Origin of the sequence: Streptomyces gelaticus (assembly GCF_014649535.1) — a bacterium.
In the GTDB taxonomy this organism is placed as follows: domain Bacteria; phylum Actinomycetota; class Actinomycetes; order Streptomycetales; family Streptomycetaceae; genus Streptomyces; species Streptomyces gelaticus.
This window is the reverse complement of sequence record NZ_BMTF01000012.1, coordinates 145254-169754: the sequence shown is the minus strand read 5'-3', so window position 1 is coordinate 169754 and position 24501 is coordinate 145254. Positions and strand designations below refer to the sequence as shown.

The window sequence follows — 24501 nt, the reverse complement described above, 5'->3', positions numbered from 1 at the left end:
ATGGGTGTTGCTGATACCGTCAGGGTATGAGTGTGAAGCGGGCATCCAGTGCCAGGGGCCGGACCGAACGGGCCATCGTGACCGCCGCGGTGGGTGTCTGGGCGCGCGACCGGGCGGCGACGCTGCCGCAGATCGCGGAGGCCGCGGAGGTCGGCCGTACGACATTGCACCGCTACTTCCCCGAACGCGAGGGTCTGGTACGGGCCGCTGTCGAGCACGGCCTGGAAGCGATCGGGGGCGCGATCGCCGAAGCCGAACCCGACCACGGGCACCCGCTCGCCGCGATGCGCCGTGTGGTGGCCGCCCTGGCCTCGGTGAGCGAGGCGATCATGTTCGTCTTCGGTGACCAGTCGCTCCTGCGTGATGTCGTGCCGACCGCCGAACCCGACCCGCCGACACCGCACGACCCGGTGATCGAGCTCATCCGCCGCGGGCAGGCCGAGGGGGTGTTCGACGACCAGCTCTCCGCCGAGTGGATTCAACAGGTTCTGTGGGCGGTGTCCTACACCGCCTTCGAGCAGGTCGAGCAGGGCACCCTTGCCAAGTTCGACCTCACCGCGACCGTGACCCGGACCCTGGAACGGGGAATCACCGCCCGAGCCGGCGAACGGGCGGGATCGGAACCGGAGTTGTGACCGGAAGGACGAGTCCGCAGTCATGACCGAGAGGACGGTGCCGTGACGGGTTGGAGCATCGACCTCTGGCTCGACCCGGCCTGCCCGCTCACCCGCCACACCGCGCGATGGGCAGCGCAGATCGCCGAAGAGGTACCGCTTCGGGTGTGCCGGCACGTCATGAGCCTGGCGGTGCTCAACGAGCACCGCGACGACGACCCCGAGGACGACCCGCACGGCTACCTGTGGGTTCCCGCCCGCGTCGCTGCAGCCGTCCGGACCGAGCACGGGCACGGCGCGCTCGGCGCGTTCTACGACGCACTGTGGACCGAGCCCGGCGGCGCCGAGCGGGAGTGGATCGGGGACATCGGCGAGGCGCTGCACCGCAGCGGCCTGCCCACCGCGCTCGCCGAGGCCGGCACCTCCACCGACTACGACGATGCGCTTCGCGCCTCCCACCACGCCGGCGTCGCCCGCATCGACGCCGAGATCGGCACCCCCGTCCTGGCCGTCACCACACCCGACGGCGATCAGCGGTACCTCTTCGGCCCCGTCCTCGACGCCGTTCCCGCGCGGGCAGACGCTGTCCGTCTCTGGGAAGCCGTCCGCCTGGTGGCCGGCGTCCCGGCGTTCCGAGAAATCAAGACGTGACACAGAGGCCCGTGAGTGATCCCGGCCCCCGAGTGACCCCGTGGCCGACATCCGTTCGGCGCGTTCTCGGAGCCGGTGACAACCGCTTCCGCCGCATCATGCCGATGAACTGCCCGACGCTGTGCGCACGTTCGAGCCCTGCCGGTCGGCCCTTCGCCGCGCCTTCGGCGAGGTGCGTCCGGCCGCCACGATGCTCATGTGCGGCCTCGCCGACCCCGCATGAAGATCGCGATCGAGGTGTACGCACGGCGGGTCACCGCGCAACCGCCCGCGCGGTCGGTCGGGCCGTGAACAACGTCTTGGCGCCGACCGCTGTACCAGCCCCAAGGCCCTTGAAAAGTCCTATGGTTGGCTGATGCACACACACCACATTGACCGCCCGGCCGATCTTGACGTGGTACGTGAGTCCTACGACCGGGTGGCCGACAACTACGCCCACATGGTGGTGACGACGGGGGTCGGTGACATCCGTTGCCACCCATGGCTCAAGGCATCGATCGACGCCTTCGCCGACACCGTGGGCGAGCTCGGGCCTGTCCTGGACGTCGGCTGCGGACCCGGAACGGTGACCGCCTACCTCGCCGAACGCGGACTCGACGTGTCCGGGGTCGATCTCTCTCCTCGCATGATCGAGAACGCGCGCCGCCTTCATCCGCAATGCCGTTTCGGCGTCGCTTCTGCCACCGACCTCGACCTCGGTGAGGCGTCCCTCGGCGGCGTACTCGGGTGGTGGTCACTGTTCAACCTCCCCCGTGACGTCCTTCCTCAGGTTCTCGCCCGGTTCGCGCGTGCGTTGAAGCCGGGCGGGCACTTCATCACCGCAACACACGTGGGCGACGAAGACTTCGTGCGCACCGAGGCCTACGGAGGTGTACCCGTCCGTTGGACGACACACAAATGGCAGCCGGAACAACTCGTGGACCTGATCGAGCGGGCCGGTCTGCGCCCGGTCGCCGAACTCCGGCTCCCGGCGGATGAGCAAACCGGTCCGGGTGTGGTCATCATGGCCGAGCGAGCCGGCTGAGGACCGGACGTCGCAAGAGCCCTGTGCAGTGCCCCACCGCACGGTGGACCCGCGCGGTATTCGGCCAGGCTCGATGGCTTTGTGCCATTCGTCAGCAATTTCCCTCCACCGTCACTGAAGCCCGGCTACACAAGAAGGCCGGGGTGGCGTGCTGTCCTCCCGGCTCGGTGCTTGCTCGGTGAGGGCTGATCGTTGGGGAGGTCTGGTCGGTTGCTGACCATCAACGTGGCGGTGCTGCTCGCAGTCGTCGTGGTCTGGCGGCTGCGGCGGCGTACGGAGGCCCGCAGCCGCTTCGACGAGAAGCTGACCGTCGTCATCGTCCTGGCGCTGGGCATCCTGATCGCACCCACCCCGGCAGGCCAGGGAATCCTGAACTTCCTGGGAGAGCTGACGAGCGGCGTCACGCAGGCCAGCCGATGAGCCCCCGCGCGCGCAAGGGGAGGGCGGCGTCGACCCGGCGCCCGTCGGCTCGGCGCCGTTCCCGGAGGCCGGACAAGCGGCGGCAGCGCGCGGTCGACCGGTTGATCGGCTTCCTCGGGGCCGCAGTTCTGGCCGTCGCCCTCGTGGTGGCCGTCGTCAACTGGCTGCTGGTCCACTGGTGGTTCCTGATCGTCATCGGCGTACTCGCGGTGATGACCGGCGGTGGCTGGGTCCACCGGAAGCGGCAGAGAGCGCGGTGGGAAGCGGTCCGCGCGCAGGGCCTGCGGTACGGGCTCTCCCAACTGGATGCCCTGCACCACTCCCGGTTCGAGGAGGCGGTTCGGGACCTGATGCGCCGTGACGGCTGCCGGGACGCCGTCCGGGTGGGTGGCAGCGGGGACCTGGGCGCGGACGTGAAGGCCACCGATCCGGCCGGGCGGCGCTGGGTGATCCAGTGCAAGCACCGCCGCAACGGCCTGGCCGGCTCCGCGGTCGGCACGCCGGATCTTCAGGTACTCAACGGCACCGCCCGCCAGGTCCACGGCGCCGACATCGCGGTGATCGTGACGAACGGCCGGGTCACCGCGCCGGCCGTGGCCTTCGCCGAGCAGCAGCGGCTGCACGTGGTCGACCGCCACACCCTCGCAGCATGGGCGTCCGGCTCACGCCCCTTGTGGGAACTGCTGCGGGCCGTCCCGCCGCCCCGCAAACCGACTTCCTTCTCGTGAGCAGACACGAGGGACGTGGCGGGCGCGGGGCCCGGCCGCCAGGAGAGGCCGTGGCCCAGGGGACGGGTGGTGGACGGTGAGCGGGCGGTGGTGGTCGTGCCGGTTCGGTGCGTGGGCGCGTCTCACCGGAAAGGCTGTGGGCGGGGTGGCCCTGGCGGCTGCGGCGGCGTTTCTCGTCGTCCTGGGGTACGGGTTCGTCCGTGGGGGAATCGACGGGCTGAACGACGCCTCCGCGGTCGCCGCGCGGGGACGGTCGGTCGACGGGGTCGTCGTGGCGAAGGAAAAGGTGGCCGGCCCCCAGGGAAGCCGCTTCAAGCGGATCGAAGTCCGTTTCACCACGGGCGACGGGAGGTCGTACCAGTTCTGGGAAGGCGGCGACGCGGACGTCGGTGACACCATCCGCGTCCACTACGAGCTGGGGCGTCCCGAGACGGCGAGCACCGGCTCCGTGACGAGCAACAGGGTGGGGTACGGCATGCTGGTCCTGCTCGGGCTGGCGCTGGTGATCCTCATGCCGCTCCTGGTGGTCAGGCTCGTCCGGGAAGGTCTCCGCGACATTCGGCGAGCGGCGCGGAAACGGTCGGCCGCAGGATGATGCCTGGCCGTCTCAAGGCCTGGCTCCGCTTGACCTTGACACAGTGACAAGCACTTCACTGTGGCCGAGGAGGCGATCCTGATGATCATGCCGAAAGAGAAAACGAGGACGACGCGAGCGCTCCAGGGGCTGGAGAACAACAGCTCGTCGGTCCGGCTGCAGGCGGCGCTGGCGGTCGGCACGACCCCCGACCCGGGGTTCATCGGCAAGCTCATCGAGCGATGCGCTGTCGAACCCGAGTTCTACGTGCGCGAAATGCTGACGTGGGCACTGACCCGCCACGCGGCATCGATGACGGTCCCGGTGCTTCTCGACGAAGTCCGTTCGGAGCGTGCGCAGGCACGCAGCCAGGCGTTGCACACGCTGTCCAAGATCGGGGATCGGCAGGCCTGGCCGGTGATCACGCCGGCGCTGCTGTCCGATGCCGACGACGAAGTGGCCCGGAGCGCCTGGCGGGCAGCGGTCGTACTGGTGCCCGAAGGTGAGGAGTACGAGTTGGCCGTAGTGTTGGCGACGCAGCTCGGACGCGGCGAACGCGAGACGCAGCTGAGCCTCAGCCGGGCGCTGATCGCACTCGGGGAGGCGATGTTGCCGGCACTGGGCGCCGCGACGACGGATCTCGACCCTCGCGTGCGCGCGCACGCGATCGCCACGGAACGGCTGTGGCGCGACCCGGATGCCGGATTCGAGTTCGCGATCGAGGAGGCGAAGCGCATCGTGGCCCTCGGCGGGGCAGGCGAGGAGGGGCGGTAGGCCGTGTTGATCGGTGATGTCGCGCGGCGGTCCGGGGTCAGCGCCCGCATGCTCAGGCACTACGAATCGCTCGGCCTGGTGCGGCCGACGGGCCGTACCGAGTCCGGCTACCGGGAGTACTCCAGCAAGGACATCGGGCGCATCTTCCACATCGAGAGCCTGCGGTCATTGGGGCTGTCGCTGCGCGACGTCGGACGCGCGCTCGATGACCCCGGCTTCGCGCCCGCGGAGCTCGTCGACGACCTCATCCGTCAGACGCGAGAGCGCATCGCGGCGGAGACGGAGCTGCTCACGCGGCTCCGTCGGATCGGTGCCGCGGAACCCTCGGGCTGGGATGACGTCCTCCAAGTCGTCGCGCTCCTCCAGGCGTTGGGGTCGAAGAGCGCGGGAGCGCGGCAGCGCGCGGCCCTGTCCGCGGCAGACGAGGCCCCCGTGCCGGTGGAAGCACTGGTCGAGGCCGTGCTGAGCGAGTCGGACCCGAACGTCGCCGGAGCCCTTCGTTGGGCTCTGGCGCAATCGGGCGAGGACGGGCCGGCACTGCTGGCGGAGGGCCTCGGCTCACCCGCGGCCGAGGTGCGCAAGCGTGCCGTCCTGTCCATCGCCGAGATTCCGGGCGACGCGGCCACCACGCTGCTGAAGGACGCCCTCACGCACTCCGACATCGTGGTCCGCAGGCACGCGGCTCTGGCGCTCGGGGCACGTGGAGCAGCTGACGCGGTGCCGATGCTCATCGAGATGATCGTCGAGGAGAGTGAGGGGAGCAACGACGTCGACGCAGCCGATGCACTGAGCGCGCTGGCGAGTGATCCCGCGTTGGAGGAGCGGATCGCTACCGGGCTCGTCGACTGCCTCGTCCACGGCACCATGGGATCGTCCGCACGTCGACGGCTGACACAGGCGCTCGCGGAAATCCCCGGGATCCGGGCGTCGCGTGCCCTCGCGGATCTGTCCCATGACGAAGACCGTGCCGTTGCGCTGACTGCCACATATGTTCTCAAGCTGCGCGAGTCACGGTAGCGGAACGAGTGGCCTCAGCAAGGCAGCGCGGCCAGCCAGTCGGTGAGGATCCGGTTGACCTCGGCGGGGCGCTCCTGCTGGATCCAGTGGCCGCAGCCGTCGAGGATGTGGGAGGAGACCAGACCCGGCAGCGTGACCGGGTAGGCGTGGATCGCGTCGGCCAGCCAGGTCGTGGAGGCGTCCAGACCGCCGCCGACGAACAGCGAGGGCTGGGTGACGGGGGCGCCGTCGAAGGCGGCGAGATCCTCCCAGTCGCGATCCATGTTCCGGTAGCGGTTCAGCGCGCCGGTCAGACCGGTGCGTTCGAACTCAGCGGCGTAGAAGTCGAGTTGCTGCTCACCGAGCCAGCCGGGCAGTCGACCGCCGGGAAACCGGTCGCGCAAGGTCCCGCCCCTGCTCACGAAGTGCGGGTCCGGAGCGTCGGCCGCGGGCATGGTGTCGGCGGACAGAGCCGCGTAGAAGCCTGCGAGCCAGCCGCGTACATCGGGTTCGATCTCGGCTTCGGCACGGCCGGGCTCCTGGAAGTACGAGACGTAGAACTCCTCGTCCCCGCCCATCCCGGCGAAGACGCTGGTCGGGCGCGGGCCGCCGGGCGGGGTGTAGGGAACGCTCAGCAATCCCACCGCGCGGAAGACCTCCGGCCTGAGCAGAGCGGAGTGCGCGGCGATGGTGGCGCCCCAGTCGTGGCCGACGACCACCGCCGGCTCCTCGCCCATGGCGTGCACCACCGCGACGTTGTCCTCCACGAGATCGAGCATCCGGTACGCGTGTGCCGCAGTGGGCTTGGAGGAGCGGCCGTAGCCGCGCACGTCGATGGCGACCGCCCGGTATCCCGCCGCTGCCAGGACCGGCAACTGATGGCGCCAGGAGTACCAGGACTCCGGGAAGCCGTGGATGAGCAACACCAGTGGCCCGGTTCCCTGTTCGGCGAGGTGGATCCGGCCTCCCGGCGTAGAAACAGAACGTTGCGTGATCTCCGAATGCTGTGCCATGCGTCTCCTCCAGGACCGCTGCTGTACGCCAGGACCGGCCCCTGCGCCGTGCCGTGGCTCTGCACCGATCATGCGCGAGACACCGTAAAAGGAACGAGTCCGTTTGCTGATTCAGCAAGTCTGGCCCGTGAGGCCGCGCAGGCTGCACTTCGGCCGTCGGGCGCCGAGCAGCAGCCTGTCCGAGCCGGCCAGGATCGAGGACGGGGCCGCCCGGCAAACGGGCGGCCCCGTCCTGCGGGTCGGGGCCTGGGGCCGGATGACGTACCGGCTGTTGCCTCGATGCGGAGCCGGGTGAGATACCGATGCGGTGTCTCGCCGGTGGGCCCCTCGACCGACCTGGCACCAGCAGGTCAGCCGGTCCCGGTCAGCCGTTCCCGGTTGCGAAAGGGCCGCCTTCGCCGAACGCCAGCCGCCCGAAGTTCTCGCCGATGCGGCGGTGTCCCGCCGGATCGGGATGGACCTCGTCGGGCAGCGGGAATTCGGCGTAATCCTTCTCGCCGTACAGGTCACGGCCGTCGAGGTAGTGCAGATTCGGGTCGTCGGCCGCCCGCTGCTCCACGATCCGGGCGAGTTCGTCGCGGATGATGCTGAGGGTCAGGCGCCCGGCGGCGCGTTCGGCAGGATCGCCCGTGGCCCTGAACCGCAAGGTCCCCTTGTCGAAGTCGGGCGCGAGGGGGCCGGGCGTGTCCTCCTGGACCGGGCACAGGAGGGGGGAGACGACCAGCAGCGGCGCGGTCGGATGCCCCTCGCGGATGGTGTCGAGGAAGCCGTGGACCGCGGGTATGAAGGCGCGCAGGCGCATGACGTCGCTGTTGACGACATTGATGCCGATTTTGACGCTGATCAGGTCCGCGGGGGCGTCCCGCATCGCTCGGGCGGTGAACGGGTCGAGCAGCGCGCTGCCGCCGAACCCCAGGTTGACGAGCTCCACTTGACCCTGGGCGGCTGCCAGGGCAGGCCAGATGGCGGTCGGACGAGTGGCGTTCGAGCCGTGGCTGATGGAACTGCCGTGGTGCAGCCACACCCTGCGCCCGCTGTCCGGCGCCTTCTCGATGGGCGCGTCGGTGCGCAGGGCGATCAGTTCGGTGATCTCCGTATGCGGGAGCCAGATCTCGACAGCTTTGTCACCTTCCGGGAGACCGACGAACCGGGCGGTGCCGGAAGGCCCCTCCGACAGCTCGGAGGACTGGGTGACCATGTCGGTGATCGTGCGTACGTTTCCGCCGGCCACCGTGGCCCGGGCGGCGAGACGGCCATCGACCAGCAGGTCGTACACGCCGTCCGCGGGGGCAGGGAATCCTCGGTAGACGCGCTTGGTGGGCAGCGTGTCCAGTTCGATCGTGGTCGCCCGGGTGCGGAAGACCAGCCGCACACCGGAGGGCTGGGCCTCGGCCACGGACAGCCGGTCGTCCGGGATCTGCCGACGCGCCCGAGCGGGCAGCCGATGCGGCAGCAGGCCGTGCGCGGTCTCCTCCACGTCGAGGAAGCCGCGCAGGAGGTCCGCGGTGACGGGTGTGGTGATCGTGTCGTGTTCGGTGTTCATGACCTCAGCCTGTTGATCAGGATTTCCGGAAGTTCATATGCGCCGGTGCGCGGCGGGGCGGAGCGTCCTCGGCGGTGCGGAAATCGCCGTCCGCCCGGCCGCCCACCGCTCAGTCGGTGCTCGCCCCGGATGCGCCGGGGGAGGGGCGGTGGCGGTCAACGACCCCTTCGACGATTCTCATCAGTCGGTCCCCCGCCTGATCGATGCTCCCGTTCTGCGTGCTGACCTGTGCGCCTTCGAGTACGAAGGTGATCTCGGCCGCGGCCTGCTCGGGGTCGGTCAGCCCGGCCTCGGCGCACATGCCGACCAGCCTGCGGGTCTGGCGGGCCTTGTGCTCCTCGATCACTTGCCGGGCCGGATGGGAGCGATCGGGCAGCTCGGCGATGGAGTTGATGAACGGGCAGCCCCGGTGCGAGATCTCCGGCAGTCCATCGGCGATGAAGCGGGCCAGGCCCAGGATCTGCTCCCGGGGCCGGCCGGGGTGCGCGGCCTCGACCCGGTCGAAGGCCGCCTGGTAGTCGGCGGCGACGATCCGCAGCCACTCCGCGACCAGCGCGTCCTTGGTTTCGAAGTGCCGGTAGATCGCCATCTTGGTGGTCTCGGCCTTCTCGGCGATCGCCTGGACGCCCACCCGCCGGATTCCCTCGCTCTGGAAGAGCTCCTCCGCCGCGTCCAGGATGCGCTCACGAGGCGGCAGTTTCGCCACCCTGCTCGGCCTGCTGACGGTCGATGCCATGACTGCTCCGTGACGTCCGGTCGGTAGGAGCCTCCCACCGTCTGCTACGGTACCAGTCCGTTCCATGTGATACCGATGGGTATCGTTGGGTACTGAACGGTATCGCTACGGGTATCGCTCTTCTTTCCGTCGGGAGTGACAGTGAGGATTGCCGAGTACGTGAGTTTCGACGCGGTCGGGCTCGCCGAGCTGGTGGCCAGGGGCGAGGTGACGCCCGCCGAAGTGGAAGCAGCTGCACGCGAGGCCGCGCAGGCGGTCGATCCGCAGATCAACGCCATCGTGGAGACATGGCCGGCCGACGACGGGCCCGACCCGGGCAGCACGCCACTGGCCGGGGTCCCCTTCCTGATCAAGGACATCGCGGTCGCCATGGCCGGGAGGCGAACGGAGCTGGGCAGCCGTCTCGCGGCCGGCAACGTCGCCGGAGCCGACTCCTCCCTGATGCAGCGCTTCCGCCGCGCCGGCCTCGTGACGTTCGGGCGTACCGCGACACCGGAGATGGCCTACAGCATCACGACCGAACCCGAGCTGTACGGCCCGACCCGCAACCCGTGGGACCTCCGGCGGAGCGCGGGCGGATCCAGCGGGGGCGCGGGCGCGGCGGTCGCCGCCGGGGTGGTCCCGATCGCACACGCCACCGACGCCGTCGGCTCGCTCCGTATCCCCGCCGCGTACAACGGCCTCTTCGGGTTGAAGCCGACCCGTGGCCGGATCTCCATGGGCCCCGACGCCGACGAAGTCTTCAACGGCTTGGCCGTGCACGGCAGCGTCAGCCGCACCGTTCGCGACAGTGCGGCCCTGCTCGACCAGATCCGCGGCCCGGAACCGGGTGATTCCTACTTCGCCCAGCAGCCCTCCCGGCCCTACGCGCAGGAAGTCACGCGCCACCCGGGCGCGTTGCGGATCGGCGTTCTCACCCAGCCATGGGGCGGACGCCGCACCACCGCGCCCGTGGCCGAGGCTCTCACCCGCACCGTGCGACTGCTCGAATCCCTCGGCCACCAGGTGGAGGAGGCCGAGGTCGAACTCGGGGCCGACTGGGAGGAGTTCGTCCTGGCCGGTGCCCGTCTGCTGACCGCGAATCTCTCGGCCTCGCTCGACGAGCTGGCTACCGCCTTCGACCGGCCCGTCGACTCCTCGACCCTTGAGCCGGTGACCCTCGCCGGCTACCACTACGGGCAGCGGGTCAGCGGCCCCCAGTTCGTCACCGCCCTCGCGATCCGGAACCGGGTCGCCCGAAGCCTGGCCCGGTACTTCGACGCGTACGACGTACTGCTCACGCCGACCCTGCCGGAGCTTCCCGTGCCCTTGGGCGCCTATGCCGAGGGTGCGGAGACGCTCGACGGCCTCGGCTGGATCGATCGCGTCAACGACCGCTCGCCCTTCACCATGCCGTTCAACGTCGCGGGCACGCCCGCCATGTCCGTGCCGGTGACGGCCGACGCCGGAACGGGGCTCCCGATCGGTATGCAGTTCGCCGCCGGTCACGGGCGCGAAGACCGCCTCTTCCGCCTCGCCGGACAACTCGAACAGGCCAGCCCGTGGTCGGGCCGTACTCCCACGGTGTGGGCAGGACACCGGACGGGCTGAGGAGTGCTCGGGGAAAGAGCTCCTGCTCGCCGACGGGGGAGGTGGAGCGGTCGGCGTGAACGGCCTCCACCGCGAGCAGACCCACAGCGGCGTCCCCCGTCGAGTCGATGACCATGCGGCGAGCGCGGCGACTATGCGGCGAGCGCGGCGGGCTCGCCGAGGTGCGCGGCCGCCGTACGCCATGCCGTGGTCACCGCGGTGCGGGCTCGCGCGGTGCGTGCTGCGGTGTCTCCGGTCAGGGTCAGCGGCGCGGCCACGTGGACGTGCAGGTCCGGCCGGCGCAAGGGCGCTGTTGCCAGGCCGGCGAGCTGCTTCACCACCCCGCCGGAGGTGATCCGCCGCGCCCCGGCCTGGCCGACCGGCACGATGGGAGCCCCGGTGCGCTCGGCGAGCCGGGCCAGGCCGCTGCGGAAGCTGCCGGGGGCCGCCTCCGCGGCGTCCTTGCGGCGGGGCAGGCCGCCTTCGGCGTAGATGAGCAGGCACCTGCCGTGCGCGAGGGCGTCGGCGGCGAGGTCGAGCGCGGACGCGGCCCGCCGGTCGCCGCGGTGTACGGGAATGTGCCCTTCGCGGGCGAGAGCACGGCCGAGCACGGGGACGCGCCACAGGCCCGCGGCCGCCATGACGACCGGTTCGACGCCGAGACGATGCAGGGCGGCGATCACGACGGCGGGGTCGGCGAGGGACGTGTGGTTCGCGGAGATGATGCTGCCCGGTGCGAGTTCGCAGTCTGGGTCGGTGGTCACCGACAGGCGGCCGAAGGCGGGCAACAGGATGTCGGCGATGCGGCTGAGCACGGAGCGGTCTCCCGGTCTCGACGGTTTTGACCCTCATCGTCGGTGACGGGGCGCCGTCCGGACCTGAGTCGCCGTACTCATCATCCCGCCCCCGCTGTGCCCGGCCCGGCGCCGGGCACAGCGGGATCGCCGGGGCGCAGCGCGGGCGCCCGGCGAGGCGGCGGGCCCGGCGCAAGGCCAGGTGGAGGCGCGGAGGCGCTGGTTTCGGTGGGCCTGCGCGCCCGCTTCCCCTGGGCTGCGCAGGCGATCGCCGTCCTGCACGGCGCGGGGCCGGGGATCAGCGGTAGTCGTCCGGGGAGTCGTCCTTGCCGCCGTACGTGACGTCCTCGAAGTACGCCCAGGCATCCGGTCGGCTGCCGTCGATGTCCCGTACGCCGTAGGTCCTGGCGAGCTCTGCGCTGGAGGTGGACTTCCCGTTCCAGCGGACCCGGTCCGGGTCGGCGGCGAGTGCGGCGACCGCGCGGGCGAGGTAGTGCGGCGATTCGGCGATCGCGAAGCCCGGTTCCTGGGCGATGGCGTCGCGCCAGTTCTCCTCGCTCACGCCGAAGTGGGCGAGCATCTGTTCCGAGCGCAGGAAGCCCGGTGTGACGGCGACCGCCGTCCCTCCGTACTCCGCCAGTTCCTCGCCCAGCCCGAAGGCGATCCGGATCGGGGCGTTCTTCGCGAGGTCGTAGTAGAGGTTCTCGCGGTAGCGGCGGTTGGAGACCGCCGTGCCGTCGGTGACCTCCACGTGCAGGGGAGCGGCGGAGCGGACCAGGAGCGGAAGGGCGAGGGCCGCGGTGATCACGTGCGAGCGCACCCCGAGCTCCAGGATGCGCAGGCCGTCGGCGAGCGGCGTCTCCCAGCTCTTCTTGCCGAAGACGGAGCCGACGAGCAGGTGCTCGCCGCCCCAGAGATCGTTGACCAGGATGTCGAGCCGTCCCTGTTCGCGGTCGATCCGCTCGACGAGGGCGCGTACCCGGTCCTCGTCCAGGTGATCGGTGGGGACGGCGACACCGGTGCCGCCGGCCGCTGAGACCAGTTCCGCGGTCTCCTCGATGGTCTCCGTGGTCCGGCCGACCTCGCTGGCGTTCTCACGGGTGGTGCGGCCGGTGACGTAGACGGTGGCGCCGGCGCGGCCGAGCTCGACGGCGAGGGCGCGCCCCGCGCCGCGGGTGGCCCCGGCGACGAGCGCGATCCGGTCGGCGAGCGGGCCGCTTCGACCGTTGTGCTGGGTGTTCGTGTCCTCGTTCATGGCGCTACCGTGCACGTTAAAGGCGACAGATCATGTCGTCTTTTCGTCCCGGGTTTTTCGGTCTGTTCTGTTGGAGCCCGCGGCAGGCACGCCCGGTGCCTGCCGCGACGCCGTGGCCCGCGAAGTCAGCCCGCGAACCGGGCCATCCACGCCTCGACCTCGTCCGCCGACCTCGGCAGGCCCGCCGACAGGTTCTCGTGACCGTCCTCGGTGACGACCAGGTCGTCCTCGATCCGGACGCCGATGCCCCGCCACTCCTCGGGCACGGTGAGGTCGTCCGGCTGGAAGTACAGGCCGGGCTCCACGGTGAGCACCATGCCCGGCTCCAGCACGCCGTCGACGTAGTCCTCGTTCCTGGCCTGCGCGCAGTCGTGGACGTCCAGGCCGAGCATGTGACCGGTGCCCGCCATGGTGAAGCGGCGCTGGAGGCCGAGCTCGTACGCACGCTCGGCCGGGCCCTCGATGAAGCCCCACTCGACCAGCCGGGCCGCCAGGTGGCGCTGGGACGCCTCGTGGAAGTCCCGGTACGCGGCGCCCGGCTTGACCGCAGCCATACCGGCTTCCTGCGCCTCGTACACCGCGTCGTAGACCTTGCGCTGCAGGGGCGTGAACGTACCGCTGATCGGAAGCGTGCGCGTGACATCGGCGGTGTAGAGGGTGTGCGTCTCCACGCCCGCGTCGAGCAGGAGCAGTTCCCCCGGGCGTACCGGACCGTCGTTGTCCGTCCAGTGCATGATCGTGGCGTGTTCGCCGGCGGCGCAGATCGAGCCGTAACCGACGGCCTTGCCCTCCAGGCGTGCGCGGCGGAAGAACGTGCCCTCGATCCACCGCTCGGACGACGCGATCGCCGTGGAGAGGTCACCGATCACATCGGTGAATCCACGCACCGTGGAGTCCACGGCCTTGCGGAGCTCGGCGATCTCCCAGTCGTCCTTGACGAGGCGCAGATCACTGAGTGCCTCTTCGAGTTCGGCGTCACGCTCCTCCTCGGTGGTGACGGCGGCTTCCAGGGACGGGTCGATGCCGCGGACTATCCGGGTCGGCGCGCCGGAGGAGGCGCTCAGGTCGGCGGCCGCCGTACGGACGTCCCGGCAGGGCAGACCGAGCACGAGCTCCGACTCTGCCAGGGAGCGGCGCCGGCCCATCCACAGCTCCGCCGTGGAGCCGGTCCAGAACTCGTTGTTGTCCCGGCTGTCCCGCGGCAGCTGGTAGCAGTAGGCGTCATGGCCGCCGTCCGCGCGGGGTTCGAGGACGAGAGCGCCGTCCCGGGCCTGGTCCCCGGTCATGTGCACGTAGCCCGAGTACGCCCGGAACGGGTAGGTGTCGTCGTTGGAACGGACCTTGAGATTCCCCGAAGGGACGACGAGGCGCTCGCCGGGGAAACGCGCGGAGAGCGCGGCGCGGCGGCGCTCGGCGTACGGGGCCTGCTCGTCGGGCCGCAGGTCGTGCCGCTCGGTGTCCGCCCACCCCGTCCGCATCAGAGCGGACAGTTCCTCGGAGATCCCTGAGTAGAGACCGTTCTTGCGGCCTTTCGCCACGGTGTACACCTTCTTCCGGGTGGGTTCCCTGAGTGGCGAGGGCCGGAGCGATCCACGGACGGCCTTGCTCCCGGTGCGGCTGGGGCGCCCTCGCTGCCGCCGTTCGGTGGCGGCTTCCGGACGGTACTCCGCGCCGACCGCGCTCGGTTCCCAGGAGTGCCATTGGCACGGATCGGCCACAACGCTGACCGGCGTCGTCGACAATGAGGCATATGGCGAACGTGAAACTCGGCGAGGCCCTCCGGCTTCTGGGAATCGATCACGCGGCGAGCCGGGTCTATCTGGCGCTGCTCGAACTGGCGCCCGCTCCGCTGAGCCGGATCGAGGCCGCGTCCGGTCTGGACGGCGCGGAACTGGCCGAGGCGTACGGTGCGCTCGTCGACGCCGGTCTGGCCAGTGCCGCCGAGGAAGGCGGGGACATGGTGGCGCCGGTTCCGCCCACCGCGGGCCTGGAGATCCTCGCCCGGCACCGGGCGGCCGAGATCGAGGAGTCGCGCATCACCGTCGGGGGCGCCTTCGAGTCCTTCCGGCGGCAGCGGCTCGCCGCGTACAACGACCATCTCGTCGAGGTCGTCACGGGCGAGGCCATCGGCCCCAGGATGCGTCACGCCTGGGCGAGCGCCCGGGATCAGATCCGGCAGTTCGAGTCACCGCCGTACTTCCCCCTGCCCGGATCCACGGACGACGCGCTGGCCACGCTCGCCCGCGGTGTGACGCAGCGTGTCGTGTACTCGCGGGAGTCGCTGGAGCACCCGGGCCACCTGACGGACGCCATCGAACCGTGCATCAAGGCCGGCGAACAGGCCAGAGTGCTGCCGTCGGTGCCGGTCAAACTCGTGATCATCGACGAGGCGTACGCGCTTGTGTCGTTGTCCATCAAAGAGGCCGACGTACACAACACCATGCTGGTCGTGCAGCCGTGCGGCCTGCTCTCCGCTCTCGTCGCGCTGTTCGAGCAGTCCTGGCAGAGCGCCCTGCCGTTCCACGGCCGCACCACACGGCCGGGCGGTCTGCCACCCGCCGACCGCCGACTGCTGTGGCTCCTCGCGGGCGGCGCGAGCGACGACGTCATCGCCCGCGAGCTGGGAATCAGCCGCCGCACACTGTTTCGCCGCCTGCAGATCCTGATGGCCCAGCTGGGCGCCGCGAACCGCTTCCAGATGGCCTTGCAGGCACAGCGCTCCGGATGGCTGTGACCGGCACGGGCACGGTGTCACGGACCTCCGCAGACGCATGAGCGCCGAGCGTATTTCTACTCCAGCAGCTTTTGCCGGGTGAAGTAGCTTCCCAGTGCCCTGGGAGCGACCAGCTGCCGCAGTGCGGAGAACCGGAGGAACACCCATGCCCCGAGAGGCGCCGTACCTCGCAGTGACCGATGTGCTGCGCGCACGGATTCTCGCGGGAGAGTGGGGGATCGGGGAGCGTCTGCCGTCCCGGGCACGGCTCGCCGAGGAGTACGGGGTCGGACGCAACGTCATGCAGAGGGCCATGGACCGTTTGATCGTCGACGGTCTTCTCGAGGGACGCGCCGGATCGGGTACGTACGTCCGTGTGCCGCGTGAGCGCCTGCGGCTGGTCCGCTCGCGGCACCGTGAGCGCCGGGAGGATTCCTCTGCCCGGCCCGACAGAAGGGAACGGGGCAGGGCCGACGCCTGGGATTCGCACAGTCAGGTGCGGGTCCCCGCCCCCGAGGCGGTGGCCGAGCGGCTCGCCATCGGCCCCGGAGATCTCTGCGTCAACACGCATTACGAGTTCCTCGCCGACGGGCAACCCGTCCAGCTTTCCGAATCCTGGGAGCCGATGGCGATCACGGATGGAACGCCGATCGTGCTGCCCGAGATGGGCCCCCTGGCCGGGAAGGGTGTGGTCGAGCGCATGCGCTCCATCGGCGTGGTCATCTCGACCGTGGTCGAGGTGCCGCGGCCGGCTCGTGCCACCCAGGTGCAGGCGAACCTCCTGGGGATCAGCGTGGGGGACCTCGTGCTGCAGATCGAGCGGACCATCTACGACACGGACGGCCGACCGGTGGAAACGGCCGACATGGTCATTCCGGACGTACGCCGGGAAGTTGTCTACGAGTTCGGAGTCGACCAGCCGCAGCCGTTGAAGCCATGAGCGAGGGAACGCACAGTCAACAGGATGGTGTTCGAATGCCGAATTCTTCCCGGCTCGGTCTCCTGCGTGATCGGGACTTCGGACGATTGTTTGCCGCCACTGCCCTCGGACAGCTGGGCGACCGCATCATCTTTCTGGCCTTGCCCCTCGCTGCCATCGCGGCATTGCATGCCGATGAGTTCCAGGTAGGCCTGCTGACCGCGATGACTGCGGCAGGATCGCTCCTGGTCGGGCTGCCGGCGGGCGCCTGGGTGGACCGCATGCGGAAAAGATCGGTGATGATCAGCGCTGATCTCGTGCGCGCACTGGTCCTCCTGACGATACCGGTGGCGTGGTGGGCGGGCCTTCTCTCCATCTGGTGCCTCTACGCAGTGGCCTTGGTCCATGGGGTGTTGACCGTGTTCTTCGATGTCGCGTACGTCAGCTATCTCCCGCACCTGGTGGGACGCGGAAATCTCGTGGAAGGGAACTCGAAGCTGTCGGCAATGCGCTCGGTGACCAGTATCGGCGGACCGACGGTGGCAGGGCCGCTGGTCGGCCTGATCGGAGCCCCCGCGACGCTTTTGGTGAGTTCGGCCGGGATGGCCATGTCGGGGGTGCTCGCGATCACCATCCGGAAACGTGAAAAGAAGCCGGAGCCGAGTGAGCGCCGTGAATTGGGCCGAGAGATCAAGGAGGGGCTGACGTTCGTTCTGAAACATCCCGCACTGCGTGCGATGATGTTCGGGGATGCGGTATTCAACCTCTTCCTGGTCATGTATCAAAGCATGTTGCTGGTCTTCCTGGAGCGGGAGACAGGCCTCCAGCCCTTCGGTATCGGCCTCATTCTTTCGGGAATGGGGTGCGGCGCCTTGCTGGGCGCGCTGTTGGCAACCGCGGTCTCCGAGCGGGTGGGGCAAGGTCCGGTCATCTGGCTCGCGCCGCTTCTCACCTGTCCGTTGGCCGCCCTCATGCCATGGGCGCGACCGGGTTGGAGCGTGTGTGCGGCTGCTGTGGGGCTCGCGGCTCTCTCGCTGGGCGGAGTCGTCCGCGTGGTGTCCCAGTCGAGCTTCCAACAGGCCATGACGCCGGATCGCCTTCTGGGCCGGATGAGCGCGACGACTCGATTCGTGTCCTGGGGAGGCATCCCGCTGGGCGGAATATTGGGCGGAGCCTCGGGTTCCGTGTTCGGGGCGGCGGGCACCCTGTGGATCGGTGCGGCCGGTATGACCTTGAGCGTCCTCCCCAACTTCCTGTCACCCCTTCGAACCATGCGTACCCTGCCCACGGAAGCGTCCCCGAGCCCGCGCATCGGGGCTGGGGATCAGTCGGCCAGGGCCTTTCGTTGACGAGAGGCCCTCAACGGATCGTCATGCGTCGAGAGCCCCCAGCCGGTGCGCGATGGCCGCGGTCTCCCCTCGGCCTGAAGCGCCCAGCTTGGCCAGGATGTTGAAGACACACCTCGCTCCGTCACGCGGCGCGGACGTAGCGCTCGCGGATGCCGGTGCCGGGGGCGCCGTCGGCGGCGGCACGGGCCGCCTCCGCGGCCCGCTCGGACAACCCGCACGTACCGAGGGAGAAAGGCCGGTCCGGTCAGGGGTCGAGGGGGTCGGCGAGGGCGGCGACCGCTTCGTCGACGGGAGTGTCGCCGGAGACGAGTTCCAGCGTCCGGCCCGCTGTGGCCGGGGCGTTGAGCAGGGCGACGAGGACGGCGGCCGTGTCCGCGCGGTCCACCTCGCCCATGCCGGTGGCGGCGGCGAGACGGACCAGGCCGGTGCCGGGGCCGTCGCGGAACCATGCGGGCCGCAGCACGGTGCAGTCCAGGGAGGGCCGGGACAGCAGGTTCTCGTCGGCCTCGCCCTTGGCCCTGAGGTATCTCTCGACGAGCGGGTCCTTCGGATAGTGGCTGTGGGGATCGGCTCCCATGGAGGAGAGCATGACGTAGCGGCGGACTCCTACGAGTTGCGCCGCGTCGGCGAGGGCGAGGGCCGAGTCGCGGTCGACCGGGCTGGCCCGGTCGGGGGTCTCGCCCAGCCCCGCACCGGCTGCGTAGAGCACCGCGTCCGCACCGGTGAGCAGTCCGGCGAACTGCTCGACCGTGGCTGTCGCCAGGTCCAGGAGGACCGGTACCGCCCCGGCGGCCCGGACGTCGGCCGCCTGTTCCGGGCGGCGGATGAGTCCGGAGACCCGTCTTCCTCGGGCCGTGAGCAGACGGGACACTGCGAGGGCGACCCGGCCGTGACCGCCGGCGACAACAACATGCACAACACTCACAGTAGCCGTGTGTACACTGCGTGTTCAAGTGGCGCCGGGATGGCGATCCGTCCGCGCACCCCGCGGCGTCCGGGGCAGGATGACGCCGAGGCGAGCACCGTCCGCTCCTCTGCCGGCGGCCACTGCCCCACCCCCGATGCAGCCCGTCACGCGATCGGCGTACACGGACGGACCCCGACACCGTCGATGCGGTGCCACTGGCCGCCACCCGGCAGGAGGACCATGATCGCCCACGTGAAGCTCCCTCCCCTGCACCGGCTGACATTCGCCGACCCCGGTCCGCCCCGGCGCACAACACTGCCCGGCGGCAGCCCTGCCTGGCACTTCACCCGCTACGACGACGTCCGTCAGGTGCTGGCCGACGACCGGTTCGTCCGAGCCCTGCTGCCCGCGACGGCCACCTCGCCCCTCACCGACACCCCCGACGCCATGGCCAAGCAGGACGGCGCCGGGCACCTGCGGCTGCGCCACACCGCCAAAGGCACCTTCACCCCTCGCGGGATCGGCCGGGTGACGCCCATGGTCGCCGAGGTCACCGACCGGCTCGTCGCCGGCCTCGTCGAGCAGGGGCCACCCACGGACCTCGTCGACCACTACACCCGCCCCCTGCCCATCGCGGTCATGAACAAGCTGCTGGGGGTCCACGACGTGGACGATGCGCAGTTGCTGCGCTGGACCGAGCTCGCCTTCCCCGAACCCTCGGTCCCCGAAGGTGAAATCGCTGAGGCCGCACGGGAGTTCACCGAATTCGCCGTCCGTCTCATGGCCGAACGCCGACGCACCCCGGGCCCGGACCTGATCAGCACCCTCGTGCGGACCGCCGACCACGAAGGCGACATCCCCGAATCCTCACTCGTCAACTTCGTCACCACCCTCGTGGTGGCCGGCTACGACACCACCATGACCATGCTGGGCAACGCCCTCCTCTACCTCCTGGACGAACGCCCCCAGGACTGGGCCCGCCTGGGCTCCGACGAGGCCGCCGCCGGGGTACTGGCCGATCGCCTGACACACCTGATCCCGCTCAACGACCCCGCGAAACAAACCAACCCGCTGCGCGCGACCGAAGACCTGGAGGTCGGAAGGGTGGCCATCCGGGCCGGAGACCTCGTCACCCTCGACCGCGGCGCGGCCAACCGCGACCCCGCAGCCTTCCCCGGCGACCCCTTCGCCGACCTGTTCGCCCCACTGGAGCACCCCACCCTCGCCTTCGGCGGAGGACAGCACTACTGCCTGGGTGCCTCCCTGGCCCGTACGGAACTCCGCCTCGCGCTGCACCGACTGGCCACCCGGCTCCCCGGCCTGCGCCTGACCGTGCCGGTCGACGCCGTTGAGTGGCGCGCGAGTGCGCTCACCCGGAGCCCGCGGTACCTGCCCGTGACCTGGTAGCCGCCTCGCCGGCCCCGAGCCCCGCCGAGGGCGTCGTCGATGCGGCGGCGGAACCGCGTTCACAGTCGGGGGCAGGCGGACCGAGAGGATCGAAAAGCGCAGGTCACGCCCCACATCCGCACCTCCTGGAGCGGGAGGTGCGGAAGGGTGCCCGGCCCGGCAGCTCAGCGAACAAATAATCGGTTGCCCACGGGTGATGGTGGTGGATCGAATGACCGGCATGATCACCCGGGCACGCCCGCCGCGGCGAGACGTGATGAACGCGAACCGCCGGCCCCGGCCGACGTGCGATCAGGGTGAGCCGCGAACGCAATGTCCCAGGGGGGACGTCACTTGATGAACACGACACCGTCGCCGTCCGGAGCGGAGCGCCCGGACGAGCCGTCCGTCCGCCTGGGCGCTCTCGTCCCGCTGACGCGGCCCGGGTGGGTCGGGGCGGGCCGGCACCTGCTCCCCGGACTCGACCTGGCCGTTCGCGAGGTCAACGACGCCGGCGGGATCGACGGCAGGCCACTGGAGTTGGTCGTACGGGACACCGCGGCCGATCCGGAGCGGGCCGCGGCGGCCGTGGACGAACTGGCCGGTCTGGGCGTGGCGGCCGTGGTGGGCGAGTACCACAGCGTCGTCGCCCGTGCCGCCGCCGCTCGGGCCGATGCCCTCGGTGTGCCGTTCCTCTGTTCGTCCGCGGTGCTCGACGCGCTCACCGAGGAGCCGACGGAGTGGGTCGCGCGCCTGGCCCCGGCCCAGTCCCGCGGCTGGCGGATCTACGCGGACTTCCTCCTCGATGCGGGCCGACGCCGGATCGCCGTGGCGACCCAGCCGAGCGTCTACTGGGCGTCCGGGACCCGCATCCTGCGGAACCACCTCGCTTCCCGCGGCGGCACTGTCGTCGAACTCGACACGAACGCGCTCACCCCCGAGGCCCTGTGCGACGCGCTCGTCGACCACGGTGCAACGGCGCTCCTCCTGCTGGCCGGCCATCCGGAGCCGGCGGTCCCGATCGTCAGGGCCGTCCGGGGCGACCAGCGGCTCGCCGAGATCCTGATCGGCGCTCCGGCCGGACAACCGGAGTTCGCCGAATGGGCCGCGGCGCTGGGCGAGGACGGCGCCGGGATCCCGTTCCTTCGCTACCTGCCCGAGCGCCTCGGTCCGCTCGGCGAACGCGTCGGGAAGGAGCTTCGCGAGCGGCTGGGCGAAACGCCCTCCTTCGTCGCCTTCGAGGGCTGGGACACCGTCGCCGTCCTCGCCGCGGTGCTGCGTTCCCACGGCACGGATCGTGCGGCCATCGCCGAGTCATGGCCGCACGTGGCGATCGAGGGCACCCGTGGACCGATCCGGTTCTCCCGCACACCGGGCATCAGCGTTCGGCAATGGACTTGGGCACCGATCCAAGTCGTTGACCGTGACCCGGCGGAACCCGATCGCTTCCGGGTCCTCCACGCCGGCTGAGAGAGCACGGAACTCCCACTGCCCGGACCTGTCCGTGGCCATGGCCCGTCCGGTAGGACACCTTCCTGGTGAGCGTCGCGTTCTGCGGCGGCATGCCACCAGCCCGGTGGAGATGTGCCGATGACTTCGGAGGTGGGCTGGTCGGGATGGAGTCGGCGCGGCCGCAGCGCGCGACGCGGACCGGCCTGGCTCGCCCCTGCGTCACACCCCGACGGCTCCGTCGATCCGTTCGCGTATCAGGTCGGCGTGTCCGTTGTGGCGGGCGTACTCCTCGATCATGTGGATGAGCACCCACCTCAGGGAGACCACTCCTCGCCAGGCGTCACGTCCCTGGACGTCGAGGTGAGGGGCCCCGGCAGCGAACGTGCGCGCGAAGGCCACCTCGTCCTGCCAGGCTTCCCAGGAAGCGGCGACTTCAGGGGCAGGAACCGCGCCGTCGAAGTCGCCCTCGGAGGCATCGATGGAGGAGAAGCGCAGTTCAACGTCGTGCCCAGCAAGCACGGCCCGGAACCAGCGGCGCTCCACGTCGGCGAGGTGCCGGACCAGGCCGAGCAGCGAGGCAGCAGCCTCGGCGACAGAGGCCGGGACGGCGGCCGACCTCGGGACGCGCGGTGCCGCTCCCGACGATCGTGGGCGCGGCTGCGTTCAGCGTGGAACCACCCAGCGCGGCACCCAGGTCCCGGCGGCGTCGTGGCCTGCTGTTGTGGCAGCGAGGTGGGCGCGGAGGGTCGCCAGCGCCGGGTGGGGGTTGTCGCGGTGCCAGAGGAGCGAGTGCGGGTAGACGGGCGTCGGGTCGGTCACCGGGATGCGGCGCAGGCCGTGGTCGGCGGGCCAGATGAGGCGGGTGTGCTCGCCCATGAAGGTGGCCAGGGCCGGGGTGTCGGCGATGGTGTCGAGAAGTGCGTCGGAGCCGAAGTTGGGGCCGGTCGCCTCGATGGTGAGATTGAACTCGGCGACGAGGTCGTCGTAGTAGGCGCCCCACTCGGTACCGGGGACGATGCCGGGCATCCAGATCCGGTGCCCGGCGAGCTGAGCGACGGTCACCGACCGGGCGCCCGCCAGCGCGTGGGCGGGGCCGGTGAGGAGCTGGAGCGGCTCATCGATCACCCGGACGGACTCGATGTCCTCGGGAAGGGGCCGGCCGGGCGCGGCGACGGCGCGGAAGGACGCATCGATCGCACCGGAGCGGATGGCGGCGACGGCCGCCTCGATTTCGAACAGCATCACCACGTCGAGGTCGATCCCGGGGTGCGCGTGGTGGAAGCCGCGCATCAGGCCCGACGCCGCGCCGCGCGAGTTGATCACGTCGACGCGCAGTGGGCGGTGACCGGTGCGTACGGATGCGACCGCGCGCTCGGCGACGCGCAGCAGTTCGCGCGCGTGGGGCAGGAACGCCTGCCCGTCGATGGTGGGCTCGGAGCCGCGCCGCGGTGTGCGGGTGAACAGCCGCACACCGAGGTCACGCTCCAGCGCGGCGATGCGCTTGGAGACAGCCTGCTGGGTGATCGACAGGTCGGCGGCGGCCTTCTGGAACTGGCCGGCTTCCGCGACGGCGACGAAGGTGCGTACGGCTTCGAGATCCATGCCGACCGACCTTAGTCAACAACGGATGGTTGTGAATAGCTGGCAGGGCGGTTGTTTGACCTGCTGTTCTCCTGCCCGCTTAGCTCTCACCGGCCAACGTCGGCTTGTTCAGGTGGGACGTCGAGGGGAGCGCGCCGAGCATGATGGGCAGGACACGGTTGGGTCGGCAGTTCGGCTGGCTGTGGGCGGCATATGCGGTGAGCGCGTACGGGTCCGGGCTGGGGTTCGGGGCATTGCCGCTGATCGCCGTGCTGGTGTTGCACGCCGGCCCCGCCGAGGTGTCGGCGCTGTCCGCGGTGGGCCCCGCGGTGGGCGCGCTGATCGCGGTGCCGCTCGCGCCGTGGGTGGAGTTTCGGCGCAAGCGCCCGGTCATGATCGCGATGGACCTGACCCGCTTTGCGGCCATGGCCACGATCCCGGTCGCCTATGCCTTCGGTCGGCTCGGTTTCGTCCAACTGCTCGTGATCTCGGTCGTGGTCGCCGCGGCCAAGATCGCGTTCAACGCGGCCAGTGGCGCCTACCTCAAGGCCCTCGTCCGGCCGGACGACCTGCTCGTGGCCAACGCGCGGTTTGAGTCCACGAACTGGAGCTCCATCGCGGTAGGGCCACCGCTGGGCGGGGCGGCGATCGGCCTGTTCGGGCCGGTCACCACCGTGGTGGCCGACGCGCTCAGCTACCTGTTCTCCGCGCTGGGCATCACCGCGATCGGTGGTCGGGAAGAGGCGCCGCAGACAACCGGCAAGAGCCCGGTCCGGGCGGGCGCGTTGCTCGACGGGTGGCGACACATCCTGGGCCATCCCGGTTTGCGGGCGCTCTACCTCAATCAGATGCTCGTCGCCGGTCTGATCATGGCCACCGAGCCGCTGCTGGCCGTGCTCCTGCTTCGCCGACTGGGGTTCCCGCCCTGGCAGTACGGCCTCGCCTTCGCCGCCCCCTGTGTCGGCGGGCTCATCGGCTCCCGGCTGGCCCGCCGTGTCGTGGCCCGCTACGGCCGGCCATGGGTCTTCCGGACCGTCGGCACCCTGCGTGCCGTCTGGCTGATCGGCCTGGCCTTCGTCGGTCCCGGCATCGTCGGCCTCGTCACCGTGATGGCCGTCGAGCTGGCGATCATCATCAACATGAGCCTGTACACCCCCGTGCTCGCCACCTACCGGCTCGAACACACGCCCAAGCATCTCGTCGCCCGCACCCTGTCGGCCTGGTCGATCGGCCAGCAGGCGGCCGTCGCCGTCTGCACCGCGCTCGGCGGGCTGCTCGCCGACGTCACCAGCCCACGTACCGCTCTCACAGTCGCGGGACTGCTCATCCTGGCCACCCCGCTCCTGCTTCCCCGACACGACCAGATGTCGCAGTACGAGCCGGAACCGTCCGTCCCGTAGCCACTCGTCGCACCCCGCAACTCACCGCTGAAGCCCGCGGGCCGCAGCTGGTCCGCCGGTGCGCGTCCGCGCCGACCAGGCACACAGCTACCACCAGGCACAC

General features: G+C 70.6%; 24 protein-coding genes and 1 pseudogene. 16 read left to right on the top strand and 9 right to left on the bottom strand.

Annotated elements, in window-relative coordinates:
• Positions 1-26 precede the first annotated feature (26 nt).
• The 9 genes and pseudogenes from IE107_RS19100 (at position 27) to IE107_RS19065 (ending at position 5802) form a co-directional block, all read left to right on the top strand.
• Positions 27-635 (top strand): TetR/AcrR family transcriptional regulator, encoded by a 609-nt coding sequence (locus IE107_RS19100; protein WP_189545017.1) that lies wholly within the window; start codon positions 27-29, stop codon positions 633-635.
• A gap of 42 nt (positions 636-677) precedes the next feature.
• A complete protein-coding gene (locus tag IE107_RS19095; protein WP_189545016.1) occupies positions 678-1265 on the top strand; it encodes a mycothiol-dependent nitroreductase Rv2466c family protein in 588 nt (195 codons plus the stop codon).
• A 109-nt stretch (positions 1266-1374) separates the two neighbouring features.
• Positions 1375-1556: pseudogene (locus tag IE107_RS36155) on the top strand (RidA family protein); the annotation flags it as partial.
• 64 nt (positions 1557-1620) lie between these two features.
• The gene (locus IE107_RS19090; protein ID WP_189545015.1) at positions 1621-2289 is read left to right on the top strand and encodes a class I SAM-dependent methyltransferase; all 669 of its coding nucleotides are present in this window, start codon (positions 1621-1623) and stop codon (positions 2287-2289) included.
• A 210-nt stretch (positions 2290-2499) separates the two neighbouring features.
• Positions 2500-2709 (top strand): hypothetical protein, encoded by a 210-nt coding sequence (locus IE107_RS19085; RefSeq protein WP_189545014.1) that lies wholly within the window; start codon positions 2500-2502, stop codon positions 2707-2709.
• Positions 2706-3437, top strand: a complete 732-nt coding sequence (locus tag IE107_RS19080; RefSeq protein ID WP_189545013.1) for a restriction endonuclease — start codon at positions 2706-2708, stop codon at positions 3435-3437. Before IE107_RS19085 ends, IE107_RS19080 begins: the two co-directional genes overlap by 4 nt.
• 145 nt (positions 3438-3582) lie before the next feature.
• A complete protein-coding gene (locus IE107_RS19075) occupies positions 3583-4032 on the top strand; it encodes a DUF3592 domain-containing protein (RefSeq protein WP_189545012.1) in 450 nt (149 codons plus the stop codon).
• Positions 4033-4113: 81 nt separating this feature from the next.
• Positions 4114-4785, top strand: a complete 672-nt coding sequence (locus IE107_RS19070; protein WP_189545078.1) for a HEAT repeat domain-containing protein — start codon at positions 4114-4116, stop codon at positions 4783-4785.
• Positions 4786-4788: 3 nt separating this feature from the next.
• Positions 4789-5802 carry a MerR family transcriptional regulator gene (locus tag IE107_RS19065; RefSeq protein ID WP_189545011.1) on the top strand — a complete coding sequence of 338 codons (1014 nt, stop codon included), beginning with the start codon at positions 4789-4791 and terminating at the stop codon, positions 5800-5802.
• 14 nt (positions 5803-5816) lie between these two features.
• Here IE107_RS19065 and IE107_RS19060 read toward each other — a convergent pair whose 3' ends face one another.
• From IE107_RS19060 to IE107_RS19050, 3 genes are all read right to left on the bottom strand, one after another.
• Positions 5817-6794, bottom strand: coding sequence for an alpha/beta fold hydrolase (locus tag IE107_RS19060; RefSeq protein ID WP_189545010.1), 978 nt, complete (start codon positions 6792-6794; stop codon positions 5817-5819).
• Positions 6795-7158: 364 nt separating this feature from the next.
• Positions 7159-8337, bottom strand: coding sequence for a GDSL-type esterase/lipase family protein (locus IE107_RS19055; RefSeq protein WP_189545009.1), 1179 nt, complete (start codon positions 8335-8337; stop codon positions 7159-7161).
• A 109-nt stretch (positions 8338-8446) separates the two neighbouring features.
• A complete protein-coding gene (locus IE107_RS19050; protein ID WP_189545008.1) occupies positions 8447-9073 on the bottom strand; it encodes a TetR/AcrR family transcriptional regulator in 627 nt (208 codons plus the stop codon).
• A gap of 141 nt (positions 9074-9214) precedes the next feature.
• Here IE107_RS19050 and IE107_RS19045 point away from each other — a divergent pair, with 141 nt between their 5' ends.
• On the top strand, positions 9215-10663 hold the full coding sequence (locus IE107_RS19045) for an amidase (protein ID WP_189545007.1): 1449 nt from the start codon (positions 9215-9217) through the stop codon (positions 10661-10663).
• 131 nt (positions 10664-10794) lie between these two features.
• On the opposite strand, the gene IE107_RS19040 is transcribed toward IE107_RS19045, so the two are convergent.
• The 3 genes from IE107_RS19040 to IE107_RS19030 form a co-directional block, all read right to left on the bottom strand.
• Positions 10795-11457, bottom strand: coding sequence for a lysophospholipid acyltransferase family protein (locus tag IE107_RS19040; protein ID WP_189545006.1), 663 nt, complete (start codon positions 11455-11457; stop codon positions 10795-10797).
• A gap of 277 nt (positions 11458-11734) precedes the next feature.
• Positions 11735-12691 (bottom strand): SDR family oxidoreductase, encoded by a 957-nt coding sequence (locus IE107_RS19035; protein ID WP_189545005.1) that lies wholly within the window; start codon positions 12689-12691, stop codon positions 11735-11737.
• Positions 12692-12816: 125 nt separating this feature from the next.
• Entirely contained in the window at positions 12817-14229 is a 1413-nt protein-coding gene (locus tag IE107_RS19030; RefSeq protein WP_189545004.1) for an aminopeptidase P family protein, read from the bottom strand.
• A gap of 212 nt (positions 14230-14441) precedes the next feature.
• On the opposite strand from IE107_RS19030, the gene IE107_RS19025 reads away from it, so the two are divergent.
• The 3 genes from IE107_RS19025 to IE107_RS19015 all read left to right on the top strand — a co-directional run bounded on the left by IE107_RS19025 (position 14442) and on the right by IE107_RS19015 (position 17672).
• Positions 14442-15425, top strand: a complete 984-nt coding sequence (locus IE107_RS19025) for a helix-turn-helix domain-containing protein (protein WP_189545003.1) — start codon at positions 14442-14444, stop codon at positions 15423-15425.
• Positions 15426-15570: 145 nt separating this feature from the next.
• Complete coding sequence (locus tag IE107_RS19020; RefSeq protein WP_189545002.1) at positions 15571-16344, top strand: GntR family transcriptional regulator; 774 nt, start codon at positions 15571-15573, stop codon at positions 16342-16344.
• A 35-nt stretch (positions 16345-16379) separates the two neighbouring features.
• The gene (locus IE107_RS19015; RefSeq protein ID WP_189545001.1) at positions 16380-17672 is read left to right on the top strand and encodes an MFS transporter; all 1293 of its coding nucleotides are present in this window, start codon (positions 16380-16382) and stop codon (positions 17670-17672) included.
• 244 nt (positions 17673-17916) lie between these two features.
• Here IE107_RS19015 and IE107_RS19010 read toward each other — a convergent pair whose 3' ends face one another.
• A complete protein-coding gene (locus IE107_RS19010; RefSeq protein ID WP_189545000.1) occupies positions 17917-18588 on the bottom strand; it encodes an NAD(P)H-binding protein in 672 nt (223 codons plus the stop codon).
• Between the two features lie 243 nt (positions 18589-18831).
• On the opposite strand from IE107_RS19010, the gene IE107_RS19005 reads away from it, so the two are divergent.
• Together IE107_RS19005 and IE107_RS19000 are read left to right on the top strand one after the other, a co-directional pair.
• A complete protein-coding gene (locus tag IE107_RS19005; RefSeq protein WP_308434242.1) occupies positions 18832-19986 on the top strand; it encodes a cytochrome P450 in 1155 nt (384 codons plus the stop codon).
• A 336-nt stretch (positions 19987-20322) separates the two neighbouring features.
• Positions 20323-21435, top strand: coding sequence for an ABC transporter substrate-binding protein (locus tag IE107_RS19000; protein WP_189544998.1), 1113 nt, complete (start codon positions 20323-20325; stop codon positions 21433-21435).
• A gap of 201 nt (positions 21436-21636) precedes the next feature.
• Here the strand turns inward: IE107_RS19000 and IE107_RS18995 are convergent, their stop codons facing one another.
• Positions 21637-21960, bottom strand: coding sequence for a mycothiol transferase (locus IE107_RS18995; protein ID WP_444545018.1), 324 nt, complete (start codon positions 21958-21960; stop codon positions 21637-21639).
• A 120-nt stretch (positions 21961-22080) separates the two neighbouring features.
• Positions 22081-23019: a LysR family transcriptional regulator gene (locus IE107_RS18990; RefSeq protein ID WP_189544997.1), complete on the bottom strand. Its 939-nt coding sequence runs from the start codon at positions 23017-23019 to the stop codon at positions 22081-22083.
• Between the two features lie 140 nt (positions 23020-23159).
• Between IE107_RS18990 and IE107_RS18985 the strand changes: the two genes are divergently transcribed.
• Positions 23160-24398 (top strand): MFS transporter, encoded by a 1239-nt coding sequence (locus IE107_RS18985; RefSeq protein WP_189544996.1) that lies wholly within the window; start codon positions 23160-23162, stop codon positions 24396-24398.
• Positions 24399-24501: the final 103 nt, after the last annotated feature.

Excerpts from the sequence above, each read along its gene's own strand:
- IE107_RS19015 (WP_189545001.1), top strand. The coding sequence starts at position 16,380 with ATGCCGAATTCTTCCCGGCTCGGTCTCCTGCGTGATCGGGACTTCGGA.
- IE107_RS18985 (WP_189544996.1), top strand. The coding sequence starts at position 23,160 with ATGATGGGCAGGACACGGTTGGGTCGGCAGTTCGGCTGGCTGTGGGCG.
- IE107_RS19080 (WP_189545013.1), top strand. The coding sequence starts at position 2,706 with ATGAGCCCCCGCGCGCGCAAGGGGAGGGCGGCGTCGACCCGGCGCCCG.
- IE107_RS19070 (WP_189545078.1), top strand. The coding sequence starts at position 4,114 with ATGATCATGCCGAAAGAGAAAACGAGGACGACGCGAGCGCTCCAGGGG.
- IE107_RS19055 (WP_189545009.1), bottom strand. The coding sequence starts at position 8,337 with ATGAACACCGAACACGACACGATCACCACACCCGTCACCGCGGACCTC.
- IE107_RS19020 (WP_189545002.1), top strand. The coding sequence starts at position 15,571 with ATGCCCCGAGAGGCGCCGTACCTCGCAGTGACCGATGTGCTGCGCGCA.
- IE107_RS19035 (WP_189545005.1), bottom strand. The coding sequence starts at position 12,691 with ATGAACGAGGACACGAACACCCAGCACAACGGTCGAAGCGGCCCGCTC.
- IE107_RS19090 (WP_189545015.1), top strand. The coding sequence starts at position 1,621 with ATGCACACACACCACATTGACCGCCCGGCCGATCTTGACGTGGTACGT.
- IE107_RS19060 (WP_189545010.1), bottom strand. The coding sequence starts at position 6,794 with ATGGCACAGCATTCGGAGATCACGCAACGTTCTGTTTCTACGCCGGGA.
- IE107_RS19000 (WP_189544998.1), top strand. The coding sequence starts at position 20,323 with ATGAACACGACACCGTCGCCGTCCGGAGCGGAGCGCCCGGACGAGCCG.
- IE107_RS19050 (WP_189545008.1), bottom strand. The coding sequence starts at position 9,073 with ATGGCATCGACCGTCAGCAGGCCGAGCAGGGTGGCGAAACTGCCGCCT.
- IE107_RS19100 (WP_189545017.1), top strand. The coding sequence starts at position 27 with ATGAGTGTGAAGCGGGCATCCAGTGCCAGGGGCCGGACCGAACGGGCC.
- IE107_RS19025 (WP_189545003.1), top strand. The coding sequence starts at position 14,442 with ATGGCGAACGTGAAACTCGGCGAGGCCCTCCGGCTTCTGGGAATCGAT.
- IE107_RS18990 (WP_189544997.1), bottom strand. The coding sequence starts at position 23,019 with ATGGATCTCGAAGCCGTACGCACCTTCGTCGCCGTCGCGGAAGCCGGC.